Source organism: Janthinobacterium foliorum (assembly GCF_978021625.1).
Genome location: NZ_CDXDQE010000006.1, coordinates 40,376 through 59,473, shown reverse-complemented (window position 1 = coordinate 59,473; position 19,098 = coordinate 40,376). Strand labels below are relative to the sequence as shown.

The following is a 19,098-nucleotide window of genomic DNA, read 5'->3' as shown; positions in this document are numbered from 1 at the left end:
CCTTCCTAAATGCGCTGGCCGCCGTCGATGGGTATTTCCGCGCCCGTGATGTACGAGGCGCGCTCGCTGCACAGGAACTCCACCAGGTCCGCCACTTCGGCCGTCGTGCCCAGGCGGCGCAGGGGAATTTGCGTGTCGACGATGTGCGAGGTGCCCGGCGACAGGATCGCCGTGTCGATCTCGCCCGGCGCGATGGCATTCACGCGCACGTTCATGGGCGCCATGTCGTTGGCCATCTCGCGCGTCAGCGAGGCGAGCGCCGCCTTCGAGCTGGCGTAGGCGGAGCCGGCAAACGGGTGCACGCGGTAGCCGGCGATCGAGCACAGGTTCACCACGGCGCCGCGCGCGTTCGACAATTCCTGCGCAAAGCCGCGCGTCAGCGCCAGCGGGGCAAAGAAATTCGTGTTGTACATTTCCTGCCACGTCTGCATGTCCGTCGTCAGCGAATTGACGCGCGAGCCGCCCGGCCCCTTCGGCGACACTCCCGCATTGTTCACCAGCGCATGCAGTTTCGATTCGCCCAGCATGGGGCGCAGCATGTCGACCATCTGGCCGATCTGGCTCAGGTCCGACAAATCCATGCAAAAGTGCGTGTTGTGCTCCTGGCTGCGGGGACAGCCTCCCGGTATCGGGCTGCGCGAGACGGTGATGACGCGCCAGCCCAGGCTGCGGAAGCGCTCCGCGACGGCGTGGCCGATGCCGCGGCTGGCCCCCGTGACGATGGCGGTTTTCTGTTCGATCTTCTGTCCGGATTTCTGCTCGCTTCCGAGCGCGTTTTTATGCGTCATGGTCTTCCTTGTCTTGTACGGCTGCGCCAGCATGGACGCGTTCCAGGCGCATCACATAGGCCAGCATCTGCGCGCCGCCGTCGAGAATGTCCCGTTCGATGGCGCGCCGGGCCGCCGCGCTGTCGCGCTGGCGCAGCGCGCTGATGATTTCCCTGTGATGGCCCACCCGCATGTCGGGCGTAAAGGCCGCATAGCCGGCGGCGATCAGGGGCGCCGTCTGCATCCACAGATGGTCGACGAACCGTTTCAGGGTCGGCATGCCGGCCGCCTGCGCCAGGCCCAGGTGAAATGCCTGGTTGCATTGCAGGGCCGCCGCCAGGTCGTGCCGGGCGATGGCGTCTTCATTTGCCTGCAGCAGCCGTTCCAGGTCGGCCAGGGTGGCGTCGTCGATGCGCTGCGCCGCCTCAGCCGCCCCCAGTCCTTCCAGTTCCAGACGCAGCGCACGGATTTCCAGGTAGCGCGCCACGCTCAGCACGGGCACGCGGAAGTCGCGCGGCGAACGCAGCACCAGTGCTTCCTCCTGCACCAGCTGCAGCATGGCGTCGCGCACGGGCGTGACGCTGGTGCCCAGCTGCAGCGCCAGCTCGCGGATGCGCAGGCGGTCATTGGGCTGGAAGCGCCCCGCCGCCAAGGCTTCGCGCAGCATGGCGTAGACGGACTTGCCCAGATTGACGTGCGAGAGGCTTTCCAATGGCGTATTCATGCGTGGCGTTGATCTCCTGAAATTATGATGCATCATACATCAAGAGGGAAAACACTGTTTTTCAGCCGTGCGGAGACAGCATGGGCCGCTGCAAGAACGTACAATCTGCCGTCCATCCACCGAAAGGAGCTCCATTGAACTGGGATTACCCGCATGCGCACACCCTGCCCCTCACGCCTGAAGCGGGCGACATCGACGGCCTGCAGCACACCAACAACGCCGTCTACGTGCGCTGGTGCGAACATATCGCCTGGCACCACTCGGCCAGCCTGGGACTGGACCTGGACGATTACCGCCGCCTGGACCGGGCCATGGCGATACGCCGCGGCGAATACGACTACCTGCTGCCGACCAGGGCGGGCGAGGCGCTGACCCTGGCCACGTGGCTGTGCGCCAGCGATGGCCGCTCCAGCATGGAACGGCGCTTCCAGCTGGTCCGCGACAGCGACGGCGCCACCGTCGTGCGCGGCCGCTGGGAATTGATCTGCATCGAGTTGAGCAGCGGCCGCGCGCGCCGCTTGCCGCCGGAATTCCTCGCCGTGTACGAGCCGGCCATCGTCGCGGCCGCAAAGTAGCGGCTTCCTTTCAATGCGCCGGCAGCGCCAGCACGAAATCGGGCAAGGCCGGAGTCTGGCATGCGGGACGGCGTCGACGGCGCCGGAACCGGTGCTGCACGCGCTGCGGGAGCGGCGGGAAGCGACAGCGCCAGCCTAACTAGCCGTGGCACCACCGCGCTCGGGCTCCAGCGCGATCAGCACCAGCAGGATGGCCAGCGGCGCGGCCAGCGCCGCGAAGCCCGCGGCCAGGTAGGCAAAGGCGGCCAGCACGGCGCCCACGGCAAAGCCCAGCAGCGGCCAGAAAAACTTCACGCAGCGCTCGCGCGTGGCGCCATCGGCCGCGCCGCGCAGCACGTCGACCGTGTCGATCACCACTTGCGTGACATTGCCCGTCATCATGGAGGTAGGCGCCAGGTGCGCCAGCAGCAGACGGCTGATGGCGCTGTGCGCGCCCATGGCGGCCGCGCCAAACAGGCCGGCCGCCATGGCCAGTGCGCCCGGTTCGGCCGTGAGCGGTTCGGCCAGCATGCCGCACGCCATGAAGCCGAGCAGCAGCACCAGCTCCAGCAGCAGCGTCAGGCGCAGGGCCGGCCCGCCGCGCCGTTCCGCCGCCACGCTCAGCAGCCGGGCCGCCGCGACGCCCAGGATAAAGGCGGGAAACGCCAGCAATTTCAAGGCGATCGAGGCATGCGACGCCTTTGCCAGCGCCGCGCCTATCAGCACGAAGTTGCCCGTCACGTGGGCGGTAAACAGGCCAAACAGGGCGATGAAGCCCAGGGTATCGACATAGCCGGCCAAAAAGCCCAGGCTGATGCCTTGCATGCGGCTGCGTTGCGCCAGGTTCATACCATCTCCTCGAAGAATGCCGTCATCATACCGCGCCGCAGCAGCACGCCACAGCGCCTTTCTGCGCCGCCCGATGCTCTGGCGCGCCCGCCGCGACCAGGGAGAAAGCGCGCCGCAGGCTTGCGCCCCCGCAGTGCAACATGCATTTAGCTCCTGCTTTGCTCAGCCATGCATTAGAATCAGCGACTTTATCCCCGCACATCAGGATCACACACTATGACGGCAGTCGGCACTACCGAGCCACAAGAGCTCAAGCGCGGCCTGAAGAGCCGCCACATCCAGCTCATCGCCCTGGGCGGCGCCATCGGCACCGGCCTGTTTCTGGGCATCGCACAAACCATCAAGATGGCCGGCCCTTCCGTGCTGCTGGGCTACGGCATCGCCGGCGTCATCGCCTTCCTGATCATGCGCCAGCTGGGCGAGATGGTGGTCGACGAACCCGTCTCCGGCTCCTTCAGCTATTTTGCCGACAAATACTGCGGCCATTTGCCCGGGTTCCTGTCGGGCTGGAATTATTGGGTGCTGTACGTGCTCGTCAGCATGGTCGAACTGACGGCCGTCGGCCTCTACGTGCAGTACTGGTGGCCCGACGTGCCCACGTGGGTCTCGGCGCTTATCTTCTTTGGCGTCATCAATGCCATCAGCTTGTTGAACGTCAAGGTGTTTGGCGAAATGGAATTCTGGTTCGCCATCATCAAGGTGGTGGCCATCATCGGCATGATCGTCTTCGGCGCCTACCTGCTCGCCTCCGGCGACGCGGGCCCGCAGGCGTCCGTGGCCAACCTGTGGCAGCACGGCGGCTTCTTCCCGAATGGCTGGCAGGGACTGGTGATGGCCATGGCCGTCATCATGTTTTCCTTTGGCGGCCTGGAACTGGTGGGCATCACGGCAGCCGAGGCGGATGACCCGAGCACGACGATTCCGCGCGCCACCAACCAGGCCATCTACCGCATCCTGATCTTTTACATCGGCGCGCTGGGCATCCTGCTGTCGCTGTACCCGTGGCAGAACGTCGTCACGGGCGGCAGCCCCTTCGTGCTGATCTTCCATGCGCTCGACAGCAACCTGGTGGCCACGGCCCTGAACGTGGTGGTGCTGACGGCCGCCCTGTCCGTGTATAACAGCGGCGTGTACTGCAACACGCGCATGCTGTTCGGCCTGGCCAAGCAGGGCAATGCGCCGCGCGCGCTGCTGCACCTGAACCGCCGCGGCGTGCCGCTCGCGGCCCTGGGCGTGTCCGCGCTGGCCACGGGCGCCTGCGTGGTGGTGAATTACTTCATGCCGGGCGAAGCGTTCAAGGTGCTGATGGGCCTGGTGGTCTCGGCGCTGATCATCAACTGGGCCATGATCAGCTGGATCCACCTGCGCTTCCGCGCGCAAAAGAAACGGGAAGGCAAGACGACGCTGTTCCAGAGCCTGGGCTACCCATTCACCAACTACCTGTGCCTGGTCTTCCTGGCCGGCATCCTGGTAATCATGTACCTGACGCCGGGCCTGCGCATCTCCGTCTACCTGATTCCCGTGTGGCTCGCTGCCCTGGGCATCGGCTACGCGATCAAGCAGAGCAAGGCCAAGGCATAAGCGGCTTCGCGCCGCCGCAGCAAAAAAACCCGTCAAAAAAAGCCCGCCTTCGCAGGAAGACGGGCTTTTTTTATGCTCAGGCCGCCGTAGTCGCCTGGCTGGCGCCAGCTTCCGGCGGCACATCGGCCTGCCACAGGCTGATCGTCTGGCCTGGATAGGACTGCAGCAGCACGTCATCGCGCAAGGCCGACAGGGCCTGCTTACGCTGTTCGATGCGCGCCTCGGGCGTCGTGTCTTTCTCGCCCGTCCTGTACGGCCCCAGCGCGGGAAGCAGGTCGCGCAGCACGGCATAGTTGCCGGGCGTCGTCTTGTCCGATTCAAGCTTGCCCAGGAAATATTTTGTCACGTGCTCGGACTGGCTGGCCTCCTGCCGCAAGCTTGCCTTCACCAGCTTGCCATCCTTGTACGCCACCTGCGCGTCGCTGCTGGCCGTATCCTCGATCTGGTGGTAGGTATAGTTCTGCGACTGGGTGTTGGTCGTCAGGCGCAGCGGCACGCCGGCCACCAGCGACTCATGGTAGCTGGCGCTCAGCTTTGATTGCTGCTGTTGCCTGAGCGACCGCGCATCCTGGCTGACGCCGGCCTGCGTGGTCTTCTGCGACACTTCATAGTCAAAGCCGTCCTTTTCCGTACTGCGCATGGGATTGCTGAAGTTCACGGCCTGCGACACGCTGGCGCTGAAATCCGCCAGCCCCGTGAGGATGGCCGTATCCTCGGCCTTCAGGCGCCACTTGCCCGTCTCGGGCAGGGCCGTGGCGGCTTCCGGCGCGGCGGTATTGCTGTGCAAGGCGGTAAAGCTGTCCTTCAGCATGGCCACCAGGCCCGCGTCGCCATGGCCGCGCGAGGCGGCCTGGTCGAACTGCTTCATGTAGCTGTTCAGCGCCTTGGCTTGCCGCTCCTTGCTGCCCAGGGTATCGAGCTGACTGGCGTCGACCTTCAGGTCCACGCTGCCGGCCACGCCGCTGAAGCTGACGGAGCGCTGCGCGCCGTCGGCCTGGAAATCGAGGGTTTGCACGCTTTCCGGTTCGCCGCGCACCTTCACTTCCGCATGCAGCTTGACCGACGCCAGCACCTGCGGGTCAAACTGCATCAGGCCCGCCAGCGCGATTTTCGGCGTGCTCTGCCCCATGCCGTCGATGGCTTCCTGGAAGCCTTTCGCCAGGTCGCCCAATGCCCTGCTCTCCTCGTCGCTGAGGTCACCGCTGGTGCTCATCTTCACGGCCAGGCCATCGCCCTGGCTATCGAGCGACAACTTCACTTCCACTCCGCTGCGGGTGGTGATGGTAAGCGAGACATTATCTTCGCCATTGCCATGCAGGTCGCCCGGTGCGATGGCGGCTGCCGCATAGACGTTCGGCGTCGTGCTCGGCGGCGGCTGGCGCAGCGCCTGCGACATATTGTAGGTGCCCAGCTTGAGCTGGCCCAGCATGGCTTCGCCCAGGCCGCTGAAACGGCCGCCGAACGCATACGAGGAAAAACTTTTCGTCATCGCCTCGCTGACCTTGTCGCGCGTGCCGCTCTCCCACACCAGCGGCGATGGCTGCAGTGCCGCCGCGCCGCTTCCGCTCTCGGCACTGAGAGCAACGATGGACGATGGCGTGGGCGTGCGCGACGCCGCCGGCGCCTCGACCCGGCCAGGAGTGGCGGAGGTGCGCGCCGCAGGGCTATTCCAGGTGTTGATGGGAGAAATGGACGTCATGGCGCTGTCGCCTTGCAGGAGTAGGTAGGGTGCATGGATGACATATCGATACCGTTAAATATTTTACAATTAAATGATAGCAATCAGGCAAGCCCTCATCCCCTTGTACGGCATGGCGGCCTGCATTGCATGGCAATACTGCATTAACGGCAACAAACTGTAAAACCTGAGCGTCGGGGAAATGAAACATTTTCATGCCGGCGTCCGCAGCGGCCCCGAACAAGTTGCGCCACAGCTGGGAATGTCTCAAAATGAAAGTCTATGGAACACAAGATTCTGCGCGCGCCGCTGGCCAGCTTTACCGACTTGTTGCTCGACGCCGTGTGCATGGTCGACGTGGACGGCCGCTTTGTGTTCGTCAGCGCTGCCTGCGAGCGCATCTTCGGCTACACGCAACAGGAAATGGTGGGACTGCAGATGATCGACCTGGTCGCCCCCGCCGACCGCGCGCGCACCCTCGCAGCCGCCCGGGCCATCATGGATGGCCATGCTCAGACACACTTCGAAAACCGCTACCTGCGCAAGGATGGCCGGCTCGTGCATATCATGTGGTCAGCCCGCTGGTCCGCCGCCGACCAGCTGCGCGTGGCCGTGGCCCGCGATGTCAGCGCGCTGAAGCAGGCGCAGGCAAAGCAGGCTGCGCTGTATGCCATCTCGGAGGCGGTACATGCCGCGCAAGCGCTGCCCGAGCTGCTCTGCAGCGTCCAGCAGATCATCGGCGAGCATTTGCCTGCGGGGACGCTGACCCTGGTTTTGCAGGATACACACGGGGGGCCAGTCCGGCTGGCCAGCCACGCCGACGCCAGTGCGGCGCTGCCGCCCACACCACTGGCCGGCTTGCTGTGCGAGGAAGTCCTGCATAGCGGCAATATGCTGCAGTTGCCAGCGGAGCGGATGGCGCACCTGCCGCCGGCTTTGCAGGCCGCCGCCGGTCCCCTGGCGCCCAGCTGCCTTGCCGTGCCGCTGCAGGCATCGCACGGCTGCATAGGCGCGCTGGCCTTGCAATGCACGCAGGATGGCGCCGCATGCACGGCGCAAGACCAGGATCTGCTGCAGTTCGTGGCCAAGCAACTGGCCACCGCCATCGAACGCCAGCAATTGCAGCAGCAGATGCACTTCATGGCCATGCACGATGAACTGACGCGGCTGCCAAACCGCCGCCTGTTCCACGACCGCCTGCACACCGCGTTCGCGCGCGCGCACCGCCAGCAAAGCCGCTTGTCACTGCTGTTTCTCGACCTCGACAACTTCAAGCTCGTCAACGACCAGCATGGCCATGCCTGTGGCGATTTGCTGCTGCAAGCGGTGGCGGGCAAGATCAAGGATTGCTTGCGCGAAAGCGACACCCTGGCCCGCCTTGGCGGGGACGAGTTCGTCATTCTCGTCGAGTACCAGGCGCTGGGCGCCGACGTCGCCTACATCGAGCAGAAAATCCACCTCGCGCTGGCGGCGCCCGTCCACCTGGGCGACGGGCTGCGGCTGCCGATCACCGTCAGTGTCGGCGTCGCGCACTATCCCGAGCACGGCGAAACCATGCAGCAACTGCTGCGCCACGCCGACCGCGCCATGTATGACGCGAAGTCCCTGCACGCAGCCGGCTGAAACGCTCGCGGCCGGCAGGCAAAACGCACTGATGCCCATGGTATACTGCGCGCCGATGCTCAGACTCTTCAAAACCTGGTTGATCCTGCTCCTGATGACGGCGGTCCCGCTGCATGCGGCCACGGCCGGCCTCGGGTTCGCTTGCGCATCCGCCCTGGTTCCGGCCAGCCCCGCGCCTGAGGCCATGTCGATGGCCCCGTGCCACCGCCATGCCGCCATGCCGGCCGCGACAGTAGAAGCCGCAAAGCAGACTGGCGACAGTGACGCGCAAGGCGGGCATGCCACCTGCAGCGCCTGCTCTACGCTGTGCATGGGCGCCTTCATGCCGCCGCCCAGGCCTGGCACGCTGCCCGTCCTGCCTGGCGCGGAAAGCGTCAGCAGCGCCGCCATGCCCCTGCTCGACGGCATCATCCCCGACGGCTTGCGCCGCCCTCCCCGGCACGTGCACGCATAAGGCCTGCGCCAGCGCAGCCTGCACGCCACGCCCGCTGCCGACAGCGTCTGCCGTGGCACGCTTAATCTCCTTGCATCGACAAACAGCACCTGACAAAACCGTAGCGAGCGGAAAGGAAAGGCGGCCAAGCAGCGCAACCGCATGAAGGTACGGGGCGCCGGGCCGGCAAGCACGGCTGGCCGCCCATGCCGACGCACAGCAGGTTTTGACAGGCATTCTCAGCTTTTCTTCTTACTGGACCTAATAACACCATGATCAAACCTCTGTTACTGCGCGCCGCCTTCGCCGGCCTGCTGGGCTTGCCCCTCATTGCCATGGCGGCCGCGCCCGTCATCGACGTCTTCAAGAGCGCCTCCTGCGGCTGCTGTTCCGAATGGATCAAGCACCTGGAAGCGAACGGCTTCACGGTGCGGGCGAAAAACGTGGAGATGCCGGCGCAATACCGCAAGCTGGCCGGCATTCCCGATGCGCTCGGCTCCTGCCATACGGGCATGGTCAACGGCTATGCCATCGAAGGCCACGTGCCGGCCAGCGACATCAAGCAGCTGCTGCGTGAAAAGCCCAAGGCGAAAGGCCTGGCCGTGCCCGCCATGCCCATGGGTTCGCCCGGCATGGAAGGGCCCCGCAAGGATGCCTACGATGTGCTGCTGGTGAAAAACAACGGCAGCACCAGCGTCTACAAGCAGTACAAATAAACACGCTGCAAACACGCTGCGAGAATGAAAAACGCCGCCGGAATCGCTTCCGGCGGCGTTTTTTTTATCAGGCAGCGGTATAAAACTTACTGCCGATCAAGGTTGCATCAGATGCTGTCCAGCACGGCGTTCAGGCTGGCGCTAGGACGCATGACGGCTTCCGTCTTCGCTGGATCCGGCAGGTAGTAGCCGCCGATATCCGTTTCCTTGCCTTGCACTGCTTTCAGCTCGGCAACGATCTTTTCTTCGTTGTCCGCCAGGGCCTTGGCCACTGGCGCGAAGTGCGCCGCCAGTTCCGCGTCGTCCTTCTGTGCTGCCAGGGCTTGTGCCCAGTACATGGCCAGGTAGAAATGGCTGCCGCGGTTGTCCAGCTCGCCGGTGCGTGGCGATGGCGACTTGTTGTTATCCAACAGTTTACCGGTGGCTTCGTCCAGGGTTTTCGCCAGGATTTTTGCCTTGGCGTTGCCCGTCTTGATGCCCATGTCTTCCAGCGACACGGCCAGTGCCAGGAACTCGCCCAGCGAATCCCAGCGCAGATGGTTTTCTTCCACCAGCTGCTTGACGTGTTTCGGCGCCGAACCGCCCGCACCCGTTTCGTACATGCCGCCACCGGCCATCAGCGGCACGATCGACAGCATCTTGGCGGAAGTGCCCAGTTCCAGGATCGGGAACAGGTCGGTCAGGTAATCGCGCAGGATGTTGCCGGTCACGGAGATGGTGTCCAGGCCGCGGAAGGCGCGTTCCAGCGTGTAGCGCATGGCGCGCGTCTGCGACATGATCTGGATGTCCAGGCCGCTGGTGTCGTGATCCTTCAGGTAAACCTGGACCTTCTTGATGACTTCATTTTCATGCGGACGATAGGTGTCGAGCCAGAACACGGCAGGCATGCCCGAGTTGCGCGCGCGCGTGACGGCCAGCTTGACCCAGTCGCGGATCGGCGCGTCCTTGACCTGGCACATGCGCCAGATGTCTCCCTCTTCCACCGTTTGCGTCAGCAGCACTTCGCCCGTTTCCAGGTCGGTGATGTTGGCGATGCCGCCTTCCGGCACTTCAAACGTCTTGTCGTGCGAACCGTATTCTTCCGCTTGCTGCGCCATCAGGCCCACGTTCGGCACGGTGCCCATGGTTTTCGGATCGAAGTTGCCATGCCATTTGCAAAAGCCGATCATTTCCTGGTAGATGCGTGCGAAGGTCGATTCCGGCATGACAGCCTTGACGTCCTTCGGACGGCCATCGGCGCCCCACATCTTGCCGCCGATACGGATCATGGCAGGCATCGACGCGTCGACGATGATGTCGTTGGGCGAATGGAAATTGGTGATGCCCTTGGCCGAATCGACCATGGCCAGTTCCGGACGGTTGGCGTGGCAGGCGTGCAGGTCTTTCAGGATTTCATCCTTTTGCGACGCTGGCAGGGTTTCGATCTTGTCGTACAGGTTGCTCATGCCATTGTTGACATTCACGCCCAGCTTGTCGAACAGCGCGGCGTGCTTGGCGAACGCGTCCTTGTAGAAAATGCGCACGCAGTGGCCGAAGACGATCGGGTGCGACACCTTCATCATGGTGGCCTTGACGTGCAGCGAGAACATCACGCCCGTCTTGAAGGCGTCGTCGATTTCTTTCTCGTAGAACTCCAGCAGCGCTTTCTTGCTCATGAACATGCTGTCGATGATTTCGCCAGCCTGCAGGGAAACCTTCGGTTTCAGCACGATGGTCTTGCCCGAGGCCGTGACCAGTTCCATCTTGACGTCGCGCGCTTTTTCCAGGGTCAGCGATTTTTCGCCGTGGTAGAAGTCGCCATGGTGCATGTGCGAGACGTGGGTTTGCGACGCCTGGCTCCATTCGCCCATCGAATGCGGGTGCTTGCGCGCGTATTCCTTGACCGCCTTCGGTGCGCGGCGGTCCGAGTTGCCTTCACGCAGGACCGGGTTGACGGAGCTGCCGATGCACTTGCCGTAGCGGGCTTTCAGGGCTTTTTCTTCGTCCGTTTTCGCCTCTTCAGGATAGTCCGGCAGCTTGTAGCCACGGCCTTGCAATTCGCGCACGCAGGCGATCAGCTGGCCTTGCGAGGCGCTGATGTTCGGCAGTTTGATGATGTTGGTGTCGGCCAGCTGGGTCAGTTTGCCCAGTTCAGCGAGGGTGTTCGGGACTTTTTGCGCGTCCGTCAGGAATTCCGGGAATTCAGCCAGTACACGTGCCGCCACCGAAATATCGCTGGAAACGACGTCCACGCCGGCCGGCGCGGTGAATTTTTTGATAATTGGCAGCAGGGAATACGTCGCGAGCAGCGGCGCCTCGTCAGTCAGCGTGTAGATGATTTTGGATTTTTGTGTTGCCATGTTCATTCCCTTGTATGCGGTGATGCCTGGTGGTTAACTTTCTTCATTCCAAACACAGGACGGTTAGCCTTGCTTTGGACGGCTAGTGTGCCGGCGGTGACGCCGTGCTTGCCCACCACGTATTTTAGACTGTCCTGCCGCTGTTTGTGTATCCAATGGCGAGGAATCTTATATAAGACAGCAAATATCCCGGGCTGGCGGGCTTCAGGCACGGTTTTCCGCCGGGAAATGGCCACCAGCGGGCCCGCGCGGCATGTATAAGACAATGGAAACAAATGTCAAATAAAAAATAAACCACCGTCTTCGGTGTCGCGGGCACCCGTTTCTGGCCTTGCCGCGCGCAGGCAGCCAGTCGCTTGGCGAGATCTTCCCAGGACTCAGGTGAGGACCGGCCTGACGCGCCTTGCCCGCGTTGCCAGCCAGCACAAGACGGCGCCGCCGCACACCATCGCCGCCCCTTGCCAGAAGGCCAGGGACAACGGCGCGCGCAGCAGCAGCGACGAAAGCGCGGCGGACAGCACGGGAATGAAATACGAGGCACCGGCCAGGATGGTGACGTTGCCATGCAGAATACCCACGTTCCACGCACCGTAGCCGAATCCCATGGCGCAGGCGGCCAGCAGCAGATAAATAACGGCTTCGGCACTGAAGGCCATGTGGCCACCGCCTTGCAGCAGGTACTTGATCCACAGGCTGACGGAAACGAGGATGAAAAACAGGGTCACGCCGTTCTTGCCCTGCGCGATGCGCGCCGTCACGGTGCAATACGCGGCCCAGATCAGCGCGCCGGCAAAAGCCAGGCCATAGCTGAGCGGGTTGCCGCGCACGTTGGCCAGGCTGCCCGCCAGGTCGAAGCCCTGTTCGCCGCCCAGCACGCGGCAGATGCCGGCGACGGACAGCAGGAAGCCCGGCACGATCAAGAAATTGCTCCTCTGGCCGTTGAACAGGATGGCCGCGACGATGGTGAAGGTCGGCCACAGATAATTCACCATGCCGACCTCGATGGCCTGGCGCGCCGTGCTCGCGTAGCCGATCGACAAGGCCAGGCACAGCTCGTAGGCGACGAACAGCAAGCTGCCCCAGGCCAGATAGCGGCGCGGGAAGTCGCCCAGCCTCGTCCAGCCCACGGAGAACAGCAGGAACACCGAGGCCACGCTGTACATCATCGCCGCCCCGCCGGTTGGGCCCAGGAGGTCGCTGACACTGCGGATCTGGCCGACAATGGCGCTCCACAGCACGATGGCGGCCAGCCCGATCAGGGTGGCCTTGCTGGTGTTTTTCATGATGATATCAATTCAGGTAATGCAATCAGGCTCCGCTGATGCCCGCGCGGCGTGCAGGCGCGAGGCCGTGAGGACGCGGCGCGTCCCTGCCCGGCCCGCGCTCGCCGGGCTGGCAAGACCTTACACTGAGTCGCTGGCCAGGGCAATGGCCTCGGCTTTGCCGGCATGCCCTATTTGCGGCAGCACGCATCTTCCCGCATGCGCCTGGCCAAGACCGCGGTGACAATTGCGGAGATTCCCGTACCTATTTCCGGATACCATGTCTTACAACAACTAAACTTAACCAGGAGCATATATGTCCGTTCCCAAGTTAGCCTGCGCCAGCCTCGCGCTCCTGCTCTGCGCCACCGCAGCAGCCGCCGCGCCCGCCTACCAGCCATTTCCCAAGGGCTACGGCTACCTGGAACCGGCCGAAACCCGCGCCTTGCAGGCGGCCGTCACGCAAGGCGACCATGCCGTGGTCCGCGCCCACGGCTGGCGCCTGTGGGCCGGCATCATGCAGCCGGCTGCCGGCCTTGACTGGCCAGTCTGGCACACCTGGCCCAACGGCACGGACGCGTTCGCGGACACGGCGCCCTTGACCGACAGCGCTGCGGCAGCCGCGCCGGGCGGCAAGCCGCCAAAGCGGCGCCTGGGCCGCCTGGGGGCGAGCACATTGACACCCGTCAACCTCAAACATACGCCTGTCTACCCGGTTCCGGCGCAGGTCATCAAGACGTATCCCGGTGCCATCGCGTACACGCCGGAAGGCAAAGTCAGCGGCATCCATGACGGCATCCACTTTGCCTTCAATGGCGATATCATGATCGCGACCGAATCGCTGAGCAAAGAGGCGCTCGATTTCATCCGCGATCCCCGGCAACCCGTCTACAAGCAAAGCACCCTGAACGCCTTGTACAGCAAGGATGATCCCGGCAAGCGCGTGCATAACCTGAATGCGCCCGCCAGCTATGTCGTGACCAAGCACATGTATTGGCCGGTCAAAGCCACGGGCCTGACCGCCCTGCCCGTGTGGCACGACGACTTCAGCGCCACGTTTCCCGGCTATGCAGGCTACGAAAAATGGAAGTCCGCGGTCGCCATCGACCCCGACGGCAAGCAGGTCGGCCGGATGGCGCGGGTGCGCTACCTGCACGGGATATACCAGCATGATGGCAGCACGCCATGGCCAACCATCACCAAACTGGCCAAAGTGTACGGCTTGCAGGATTTTTACCATCACAAGGTGAGCGAGGCCGACTGGGCCAGTTTCGACGAAGCCGACAAGGCCATCATCAACGCCGCCAGCTACTGGCTGACCGGCCAGTCTTTCGGCGCCGGCGACTATCTGGTCACGGTCGCCATGCACATCAACACCAAGGAAATTCCCAGCTGGGGCCTGCAAAGCGTGTGGTGGTCCGATCGCCCCGACAGCACGCCGTATGCGGCCAACCGCCCGGCCGGCCTCCAGGCCACGGGCCCGTGGCAGCATTACCTGCTGACGGAAGCCTACGGCATCCCGGAGAAAGGCAAGCCGGAGCTGCTCCCCGTCGCCACCAATCCGTACATCGAACTGGTAACGCACCCCGTCGGCACCAGCTGCTACACCTGCCATGCGAACGCGGGCTGGCCCAGCAGCTTTAAAGCCATGACGCCGGGCGTGACCAGCTATCAAAATCCGCAATGCCCGAACCTGCGCGCCTCGCTCAATCCGAAGAGCCCCTGCCTGGCACCATTCACCCTGACGGATTTCCAGTGGATTATTCCGGATCGGGCGGTGGGCAACTAAGGGAGGCAGGAACATGGCCGGGGAATGACCGGGCGCAGCCCGTTGGTACGGCCAGCAATGCGCTGTCAGCCGGGTCCGGATGGGCGAAGTCTTCGCTAACGAGCCCGCCGCTCTGGAACGATGGCGGCGCGCCTGCCCGAGCGGCTCCGGCGCGCACAGGAAACGATGAGATACCGGCGCGGCTTGCTGGCCATGCTGGCGCTCTCGGCCCGGTGACTCGCCACCCTTTTGCGCCCTCGCTGTGACGACCACTCTCCCCATGCTTGGTGCGCTGGCATGCGGGCCGGCGGCATCGCGGACCATCTTTGTCGCCCGTCTTACTGCCGATTGCGCATCGTCGCACCATGGGCGGCCCGCGCACCTGCTCCTGGCACCCATGCCAGACTGCCAGCAACAGGCGCCCTTGGCAACGGAACTTGCGCGGCTGGCCGCCAGCGCGCGTTGCCTGGTCGAGCCGCGCCCCTAAAGTTGCGGGATGCGCAGAAGATCGAATCCACAGGGCCTGCGCGACACGTCAGCAATCCTTTCGACAAGGGACTGGATGGCGTTTTCAATGCCTGCCAGCCCATCGATCTGTGTGCTGAAACGCACAGACCAGCAATGCTTTTCACTTCAATATTGAATCAAACAACAAGGAAATAGATCGACCACACCATGGACAATACCTTACTTACCCGCCTCGCCCATCACGGAAAATTCACCATCGAAGCCACCGCCTTCAAGCTGGAATCGGCCTGGTATCCGCAATACACAATCCTCGATCAGCAACGCGATCTGGCGCCGATGGGTGGCGCCCGTTCCACGGACGGCTACCCTTGCGGGGAAGCAGCCGTTGATATCGCCGTGCAGCGCGCCATGTTCGATTTGGAATTCGGCCAGAGCCTGCCGGCATAAGGCGCGTGAAATCGCACGCCCTTGCTAACAGCACCATCGCTCGCACTGACGAAATAGATGGCTTGCTGCGCAGTCTATATCGTGACCTCGACGCTTCGCTGATCCCATTTGAACTGGCCATTGCCAGTGGGGAGCGCAGCAAGGCCATCGGCCTGCAGTCGCACATTGAGTTCGTTTGCGCTGCCATGCTGGTCATCTATGAAAAAAAGAATTTGCTGCTTCTCGGCCATTTGAAGCCCTAGTGCGCTTCGGGCATGCCATGGTTGGCGGCTGCAATGCCACCTTTAATGGTTTTTTCGCAAGATTTTTTCGATGCCTTGCAGTAGCCCTGGCCACATGAAAATTCGTCATTTTTCCTTCCCGCTTGCAGAGCGGCCCATCAGAAAACCTGCAGCATCGTCCATTTTCCGCATAAGATTTACAAATAATACACGCCCATCGGCAAATCCGGCTTTCCTGACTTCCTTGACTTTTTGGTGCTTTTAAAAAGATCAATTTTTTCCGGCGCGGCGATCCCCAGTGCCCTGCCCACCCTGTTCATTTCTCTTGCAAAACCCATAAAATCCTTCCAGCTCAGGCCAACCGTTACAAACAAGATAACTGGATTAATGAAAGTAGAACAAAGCAAAACAAACCATATTGGGAAGCCCGTAAAATATCCCAATAAAATTTCAAAAACATACAAGCCAATAAAAGCATACCCACAGCATTTCAAAAGATGGTATTTTTTGGCGAGTGTCCCGCGTTCGCAATGTGGCTGCATCCATATTTTCCCCTGCTTCACATCGACGACTGCGACAGCGATAAAGGCATGGCCTTTTGCGTATCCAACCACCTGAACCTCGTCTCCATCCCTGAAATCAACTTCCCAAAAACTTCCAGTAACCGGCCTGCCACCCACATGCATGGTAAAACCTGTCACCGGATCTCCTTCGCTTGCCGCCGCCTGTGCACTGTGGACAGCAGCAGGCTCCCCCGCCGCAGCCTGAGCCACAGCCGTCAAGCCGGCCATTTTTTTGAACGACTCAGCATTCTTCAAATAATTCACGTGCATGCTGGACGTCTTCAGATCGCTGATGACTCCACTGACCAGCTGGTAAGATAATTCAGGCATATTATTCCTCATGATATTTTTTGATAAGCATCACCAAGCTCCTCCAACAATATCTGCGGATTTTTCGTTCCTTTGTCCCTTTCCTTTCCAAACGGACATTTCTCGCACCATTCCTTCAATGCATCCGGCACTACTATCCATATAATCAGGGTAATGGCCAGCCCCACCATATTAAGACGGACCGCCCAGGTCATGCTAAACAGGCGATAATACAAAAGCCTTGATCCTGTCCACTGCATGATTTTCTGATTGCTGGCTTTCAGCAAGGGTGCCGCATAGGAAAAACTTGAAAGCAAACCGAGTGTTGCTGCAATAAACTGCACTACCGATTTGGAAAAATAAAGAGCCGCAAGATGATAATTTTCCTTATCCAGATATTTTCTTCCTGTTTCCGCCTCCTTGGCGGCCGAGTAATAACCCGCTGCCGCACTGAGAACACCGCCGTATACCTTTAAATATTGGAATGTCACCGATACCTTGTCGCCGACCAGATGCTTCGCCGCATTGGCGCCGATATCAAGAATTGCGGCAGTTGTCGAGCATATGGCAGCACATAACTCGCCCAGTGTCTTTTTATTATCCTTGAATTCCCAGGCAATCTTTACCAGATTGATAATTTCCAAGGTCGCGACCAGCAGCGACAGCCGATTTTCCTTCAGCGCTGTTGGCCCTTTTGTCGCATCGCCCTTGACTTCCATCCATTTTTTTTCCAATGCCGCATATTTTTCGCTTTTTAAATCATTCCCCGATCCAATGAAGCTTTTTGCTGTCGACAGGCGGCGTACGATATCTGCTCTGGCCAAACCTTCCTGCTTAGCCTGAATTTCGATTGCACTGATGATACGATCCGGTTCCACTCCGGCACGCGCCATCATCAGACCTCGAACGGCATATTCAGCGGTGGAATCCGCCCCTCTCTTCATAAAAGGCCTGAACAGCAAATCGCCAACGGTCATGAACAAGCGATCAAGCTCGACCACCTTGATGACCTTGATACCCTCCGCAGCGTCTGCAGCTTTCAGCAGGGTATTTTGCATGGTATTGACCTTCTTGTAGATATCGCAGGCCTTTCTGACATGCGCTGCCAAGAAATCCATACTGGCCCTGCCAACCTCGCTGAAACTCGTCCCAGCTTCTGCCAGCGCAGCATTAAATTGTTCAGCTAGCTCTTTTTGATTCAAGGACAGGGCGCGCCAAAGAAGATTTGTCTCATGCGCCTTCATTTCCTTTACCCACTCGGTAATTTTCTCCTGCCCCTGCACACTCGAATTCATGCCGTTTATCGCGCTGCCTATCTTATCCTCAAATGCAATCCCGTCGCCGATACTCTCTTCATTAAATTCACTCAAATAATTAATCAAGGCCCTTGATTCCAGCCACATGATGAGATCATGCGTTCTTTCATCGATCATATTCTTTGCTTCGTCCAGCAGCCCATCATATTTCTTCCTGAACTCCTGATAAGCGCCAGGCTCCAGCCTTTCCTCATATTTCGACCAAGAAAGCTCTTTGGCTTTCGCCACCATTGCAGGAGCGTTTTCCTTTCGTCTGGCGATAAAACTGTCTGCATCCGCCTTCACCTTGGCAACCTTGATGCTGCGCGCTGGTTCGGGGTAGCTATTGGCATCGTTCAGGCGCGCGCTGAAACCCATGGTAAGCGGTACCTGCTCCCGGGCCCACTGGTCCAGCAAATCACATATTTCGGTTTCACGACTTCTTTGCGGTTCCGCCAACGTTGCTGCCCGATCGCGGCGCCCCTTCGTTGAGCTTATTTGCGGCGCATTATTGCGCGTATCCTCCTGGCGTTGCTCTTCGTTCGCCACCGCCGCATTTTCCAAGGTTTTTCTGATGCCTTCGATGCCTTGCAATGCGGTCAGTTCCAGTTCTCGTTCTTCACTGTATTTTTTAATCCATCCCGCCGGCTCATTCCGGAAACCATTGAGTTCATGTGTAATGCCGAACGCATCCCACAGGGCGATAATGACAGGCGCATTGGCCTTGGCGTTTTTTGCCTCACCCACCGTCTGCATCAAGCCAGCAAGTTTTTCGCTTTCGCCTTTCCTCAGGTGCAATGCATGGCAAGTGCTTTCCATTTTCAGTCTTGCGGCATTGTAGATGCCCTCCACCGTGCTGATTTCCCCAAGCGGCAGCCCGGTGAGACTCGTTGAATTGAAATTTTCCTTATACTCGATGACCTTTTCGATATTTTCCTTGCTGGCGGGAAGCCCGTGCCGATAACCGCCGGCCTTTATCCATACCGAAGGTAGAAAAGTCTGCATGCGCCTGTCGCGCAATTTTTCGTCAGAGGCAAACAGCGTAAATGTTTCCTTGCTCCACGCATGGTCTGAAAATGCCAGCCAGACTTTGCCACATTTTTCGGGCTTTTCTATCGATATGATCGAGGCAGGAATATTATGCCCATTGCGCGAACAGACCGGCTCAACGGTTACTGGCTTGAGACCACCGGTAAAATATTGTTTCCACAATGTCCCCGCCTCGGAGACGCTGTACACTTCCCATTTTATTTGACTGCCACGCGCATGCTTTTCATAAAAGAGATAGACAAATCCCTGACGCAGGGTGCGCAAAGCATACTTGTGATGCTTGAGTTTGACATCCGTGACTTTATTGCCTAGCGGATCGGGCAGTGCCGCATCAATATTATTGGGCACAACGGCATATCGGACAGGCAGAATAGCCAGTCCGGACTTATTGCAGTTTTCGCATTCCGGGTTTTTTGGGTTAGTAAATGCCATGATTTTCCTGAATTCTTTA

The 19,098-nt window shown here is 60.8% G+C and carries 16 protein-coding genes; 8 read left to right on the top strand and 8 right to left on the bottom strand.

The genetic code is table 11. The annotated features are described in order from the left end of the window. Nucleotides 1-5: 5 nt before the first annotated feature. Nucleotides 6-788 carry an SDR family NAD(P)-dependent oxidoreductase gene (locus ACZ92H_RS14275; protein ID WP_465049867.1) on the bottom strand — a complete coding sequence of 261 codons (783 nt, stop codon included), beginning with the start codon at nucleotides 786-788 and terminating at the stop codon, nucleotides 6-8. Next, nucleotides 778-1,491, bottom strand: a complete 714-nt coding sequence (locus ACZ92H_RS14270) for a GntR family transcriptional regulator (RefSeq protein ID WP_465049866.1) — start codon at nucleotides 1,489-1,491, stop codon at nucleotides 778-780. The genes ACZ92H_RS14275 and ACZ92H_RS14270 overlap by 11 nt, the downstream gene beginning before the upstream one ends. Nucleotides 1,492-1,625: 134 nt before the next feature. On the opposite strand from ACZ92H_RS14270, the gene ACZ92H_RS14265 reads away from it, so the two are divergent. Beyond that, nucleotides 1,626-2,066 (top strand): acyl-CoA thioesterase, encoded by a 441-nt coding sequence (locus ACZ92H_RS14265; protein WP_465049865.1) that lies wholly within the window; start codon nucleotides 1,626-1,628, stop codon nucleotides 2,064-2,066. Between the two features lie 135 nt (nucleotides 2,067-2,201). On the opposite strand, the gene ACZ92H_RS14260 is transcribed toward ACZ92H_RS14265, so the two are convergent. Next, the gene (locus tag ACZ92H_RS14260) at nucleotides 2,202-2,894 is read right to left on the bottom strand and encodes a YoaK family protein (RefSeq protein ID WP_465049864.1); all 693 of its coding nucleotides are present in this window, start codon (nucleotides 2,892-2,894) and stop codon (nucleotides 2,202-2,204) included. A 216-nt stretch (nucleotides 2,895-3,110) separates the two neighbouring features. Between ACZ92H_RS14260 and ACZ92H_RS14255 the strand changes: the two genes are divergently transcribed. After that, the gene (locus tag ACZ92H_RS14255) at nucleotides 3,111-4,475 is read left to right on the top strand and encodes an amino acid permease (protein WP_465049863.1); all 1,365 of its coding nucleotides are present in this window, start codon (nucleotides 3,111-3,113) and stop codon (nucleotides 4,473-4,475) included. A 76-nt stretch (nucleotides 4,476-4,551) separates the two neighbouring features. Here ACZ92H_RS14255 and ACZ92H_RS14250 read toward each other — a convergent pair whose 3' ends face one another. After that, entirely contained in the window at nucleotides 4,552-6,174 is a 1,623-nt protein-coding gene (locus ACZ92H_RS14250; RefSeq protein ID WP_465049862.1) for a hypothetical protein, read from the bottom strand. Nucleotides 6,175-6,435: 261 nt separating this feature from the next. Between ACZ92H_RS14250 and ACZ92H_RS14245 the strand changes: the two genes are divergently transcribed. The 3 genes from ACZ92H_RS14245 (at nucleotide 6,436) to ACZ92H_RS14235 (ending at nucleotide 8,925) form a co-directional block, all read left to right on the top strand. Next, nucleotides 6,436-7,776 carry a sensor domain-containing protein gene (locus tag ACZ92H_RS14245; protein WP_465049861.1) on the top strand — a complete coding sequence of 447 codons (1,341 nt, stop codon included), beginning with the start codon at nucleotides 6,436-6,438 and terminating at the stop codon, nucleotides 7,774-7,776. 55 nt (nucleotides 7,777-7,831) lie between these two features. After that, a complete protein-coding gene (locus ACZ92H_RS14240) occupies nucleotides 7,832-8,230 on the top strand; it encodes a hypothetical protein (RefSeq protein WP_465049860.1) in 399 nt (132 codons plus the stop codon). Nucleotides 8,231-8,481: 251 nt separating this feature from the next. Beyond that, nucleotides 8,482-8,925: a DUF411 domain-containing protein gene (locus tag ACZ92H_RS14235; protein WP_465049859.1), complete on the top strand. Its 444-nt coding sequence runs from the start codon at nucleotides 8,482-8,484 to the stop codon at nucleotides 8,923-8,925. A 107-nt stretch (nucleotides 8,926-9,032) separates the two neighbouring features. Here the strand turns inward: ACZ92H_RS14235 and ACZ92H_RS14230 are convergent, their stop codons facing one another. Together ACZ92H_RS14230 and yddG are read right to left on the bottom strand one after the other, a co-directional pair. Continuing rightward, nucleotides 9,033-11,264, bottom strand: coding sequence for an NADP-dependent isocitrate dehydrogenase (locus ACZ92H_RS14230; RefSeq protein WP_131368895.1), 2,232 nt, complete (start codon nucleotides 11,262-11,264; stop codon nucleotides 9,033-9,035). A 377-nt stretch (nucleotides 11,265-11,641) separates the two neighbouring features. Beyond that, nucleotides 11,642-12,547 carry an aromatic amino acid DMT transporter YddG gene (gene yddG, locus ACZ92H_RS14225; RefSeq protein WP_465049858.1) on the bottom strand — a complete coding sequence of 302 codons (906 nt, stop codon included), beginning with the start codon at nucleotides 12,545-12,547 and terminating at the stop codon, nucleotides 11,642-11,644. A 295-nt stretch (nucleotides 12,548-12,842) separates the two neighbouring features. On the opposite strand from yddG, the gene ACZ92H_RS14220 reads away from it, so the two are divergent. The 3 genes from ACZ92H_RS14220 to ACZ92H_RS14210 all read left to right on the top strand — a co-directional run bounded on the left by ACZ92H_RS14220 (nucleotide 12,843) and on the right by ACZ92H_RS14210 (nucleotide 15,451). Next, nucleotides 12,843-14,315 (top strand): hypothetical protein, encoded by a 1,473-nt coding sequence (locus ACZ92H_RS14220; RefSeq protein WP_465049857.1) that lies wholly within the window; start codon nucleotides 12,843-12,845, stop codon nucleotides 14,313-14,315. A gap of 654 nt (nucleotides 14,316-14,969) precedes the next feature. Continuing rightward, nucleotides 14,970-15,209 carry a hypothetical protein gene (locus ACZ92H_RS14215; protein ID WP_131368892.1) on the top strand — a complete coding sequence of 80 codons (240 nt, stop codon included), beginning with the start codon at nucleotides 14,970-14,972 and terminating at the stop codon, nucleotides 15,207-15,209. Nucleotides 15,210-15,214: 5 nt separating this feature from the next. Further along, on the top strand, nucleotides 15,215-15,451 hold the full coding sequence (locus tag ACZ92H_RS14210; RefSeq protein ID WP_465049856.1) for a hypothetical protein: 237 nt from the start codon (nucleotides 15,215-15,217) through the stop codon (nucleotides 15,449-15,451). 176 nt (nucleotides 15,452-15,627) lie between these two features. Here ACZ92H_RS14210 and ACZ92H_RS14205 read toward each other — a convergent pair whose 3' ends face one another. Continuing rightward, on the bottom strand, nucleotides 15,628-16,323 hold the full coding sequence (locus tag ACZ92H_RS14205) for a putative type VI secretion system effector (protein WP_465049855.1): 696 nt from the start codon (nucleotides 16,321-16,323) through the stop codon (nucleotides 15,628-15,630). A gap of 8 nt (nucleotides 16,324-16,331) precedes the next feature. Next, nucleotides 16,332-19,079, bottom strand: coding sequence for a T6SS effector BTH_I2691 family protein (locus ACZ92H_RS14200; protein WP_465049854.1), 2,748 nt, complete (start codon nucleotides 19,077-19,079; stop codon nucleotides 16,332-16,334). Between the last annotated feature and the right edge of the window lie 19 nt (nucleotides 19,080-19,098).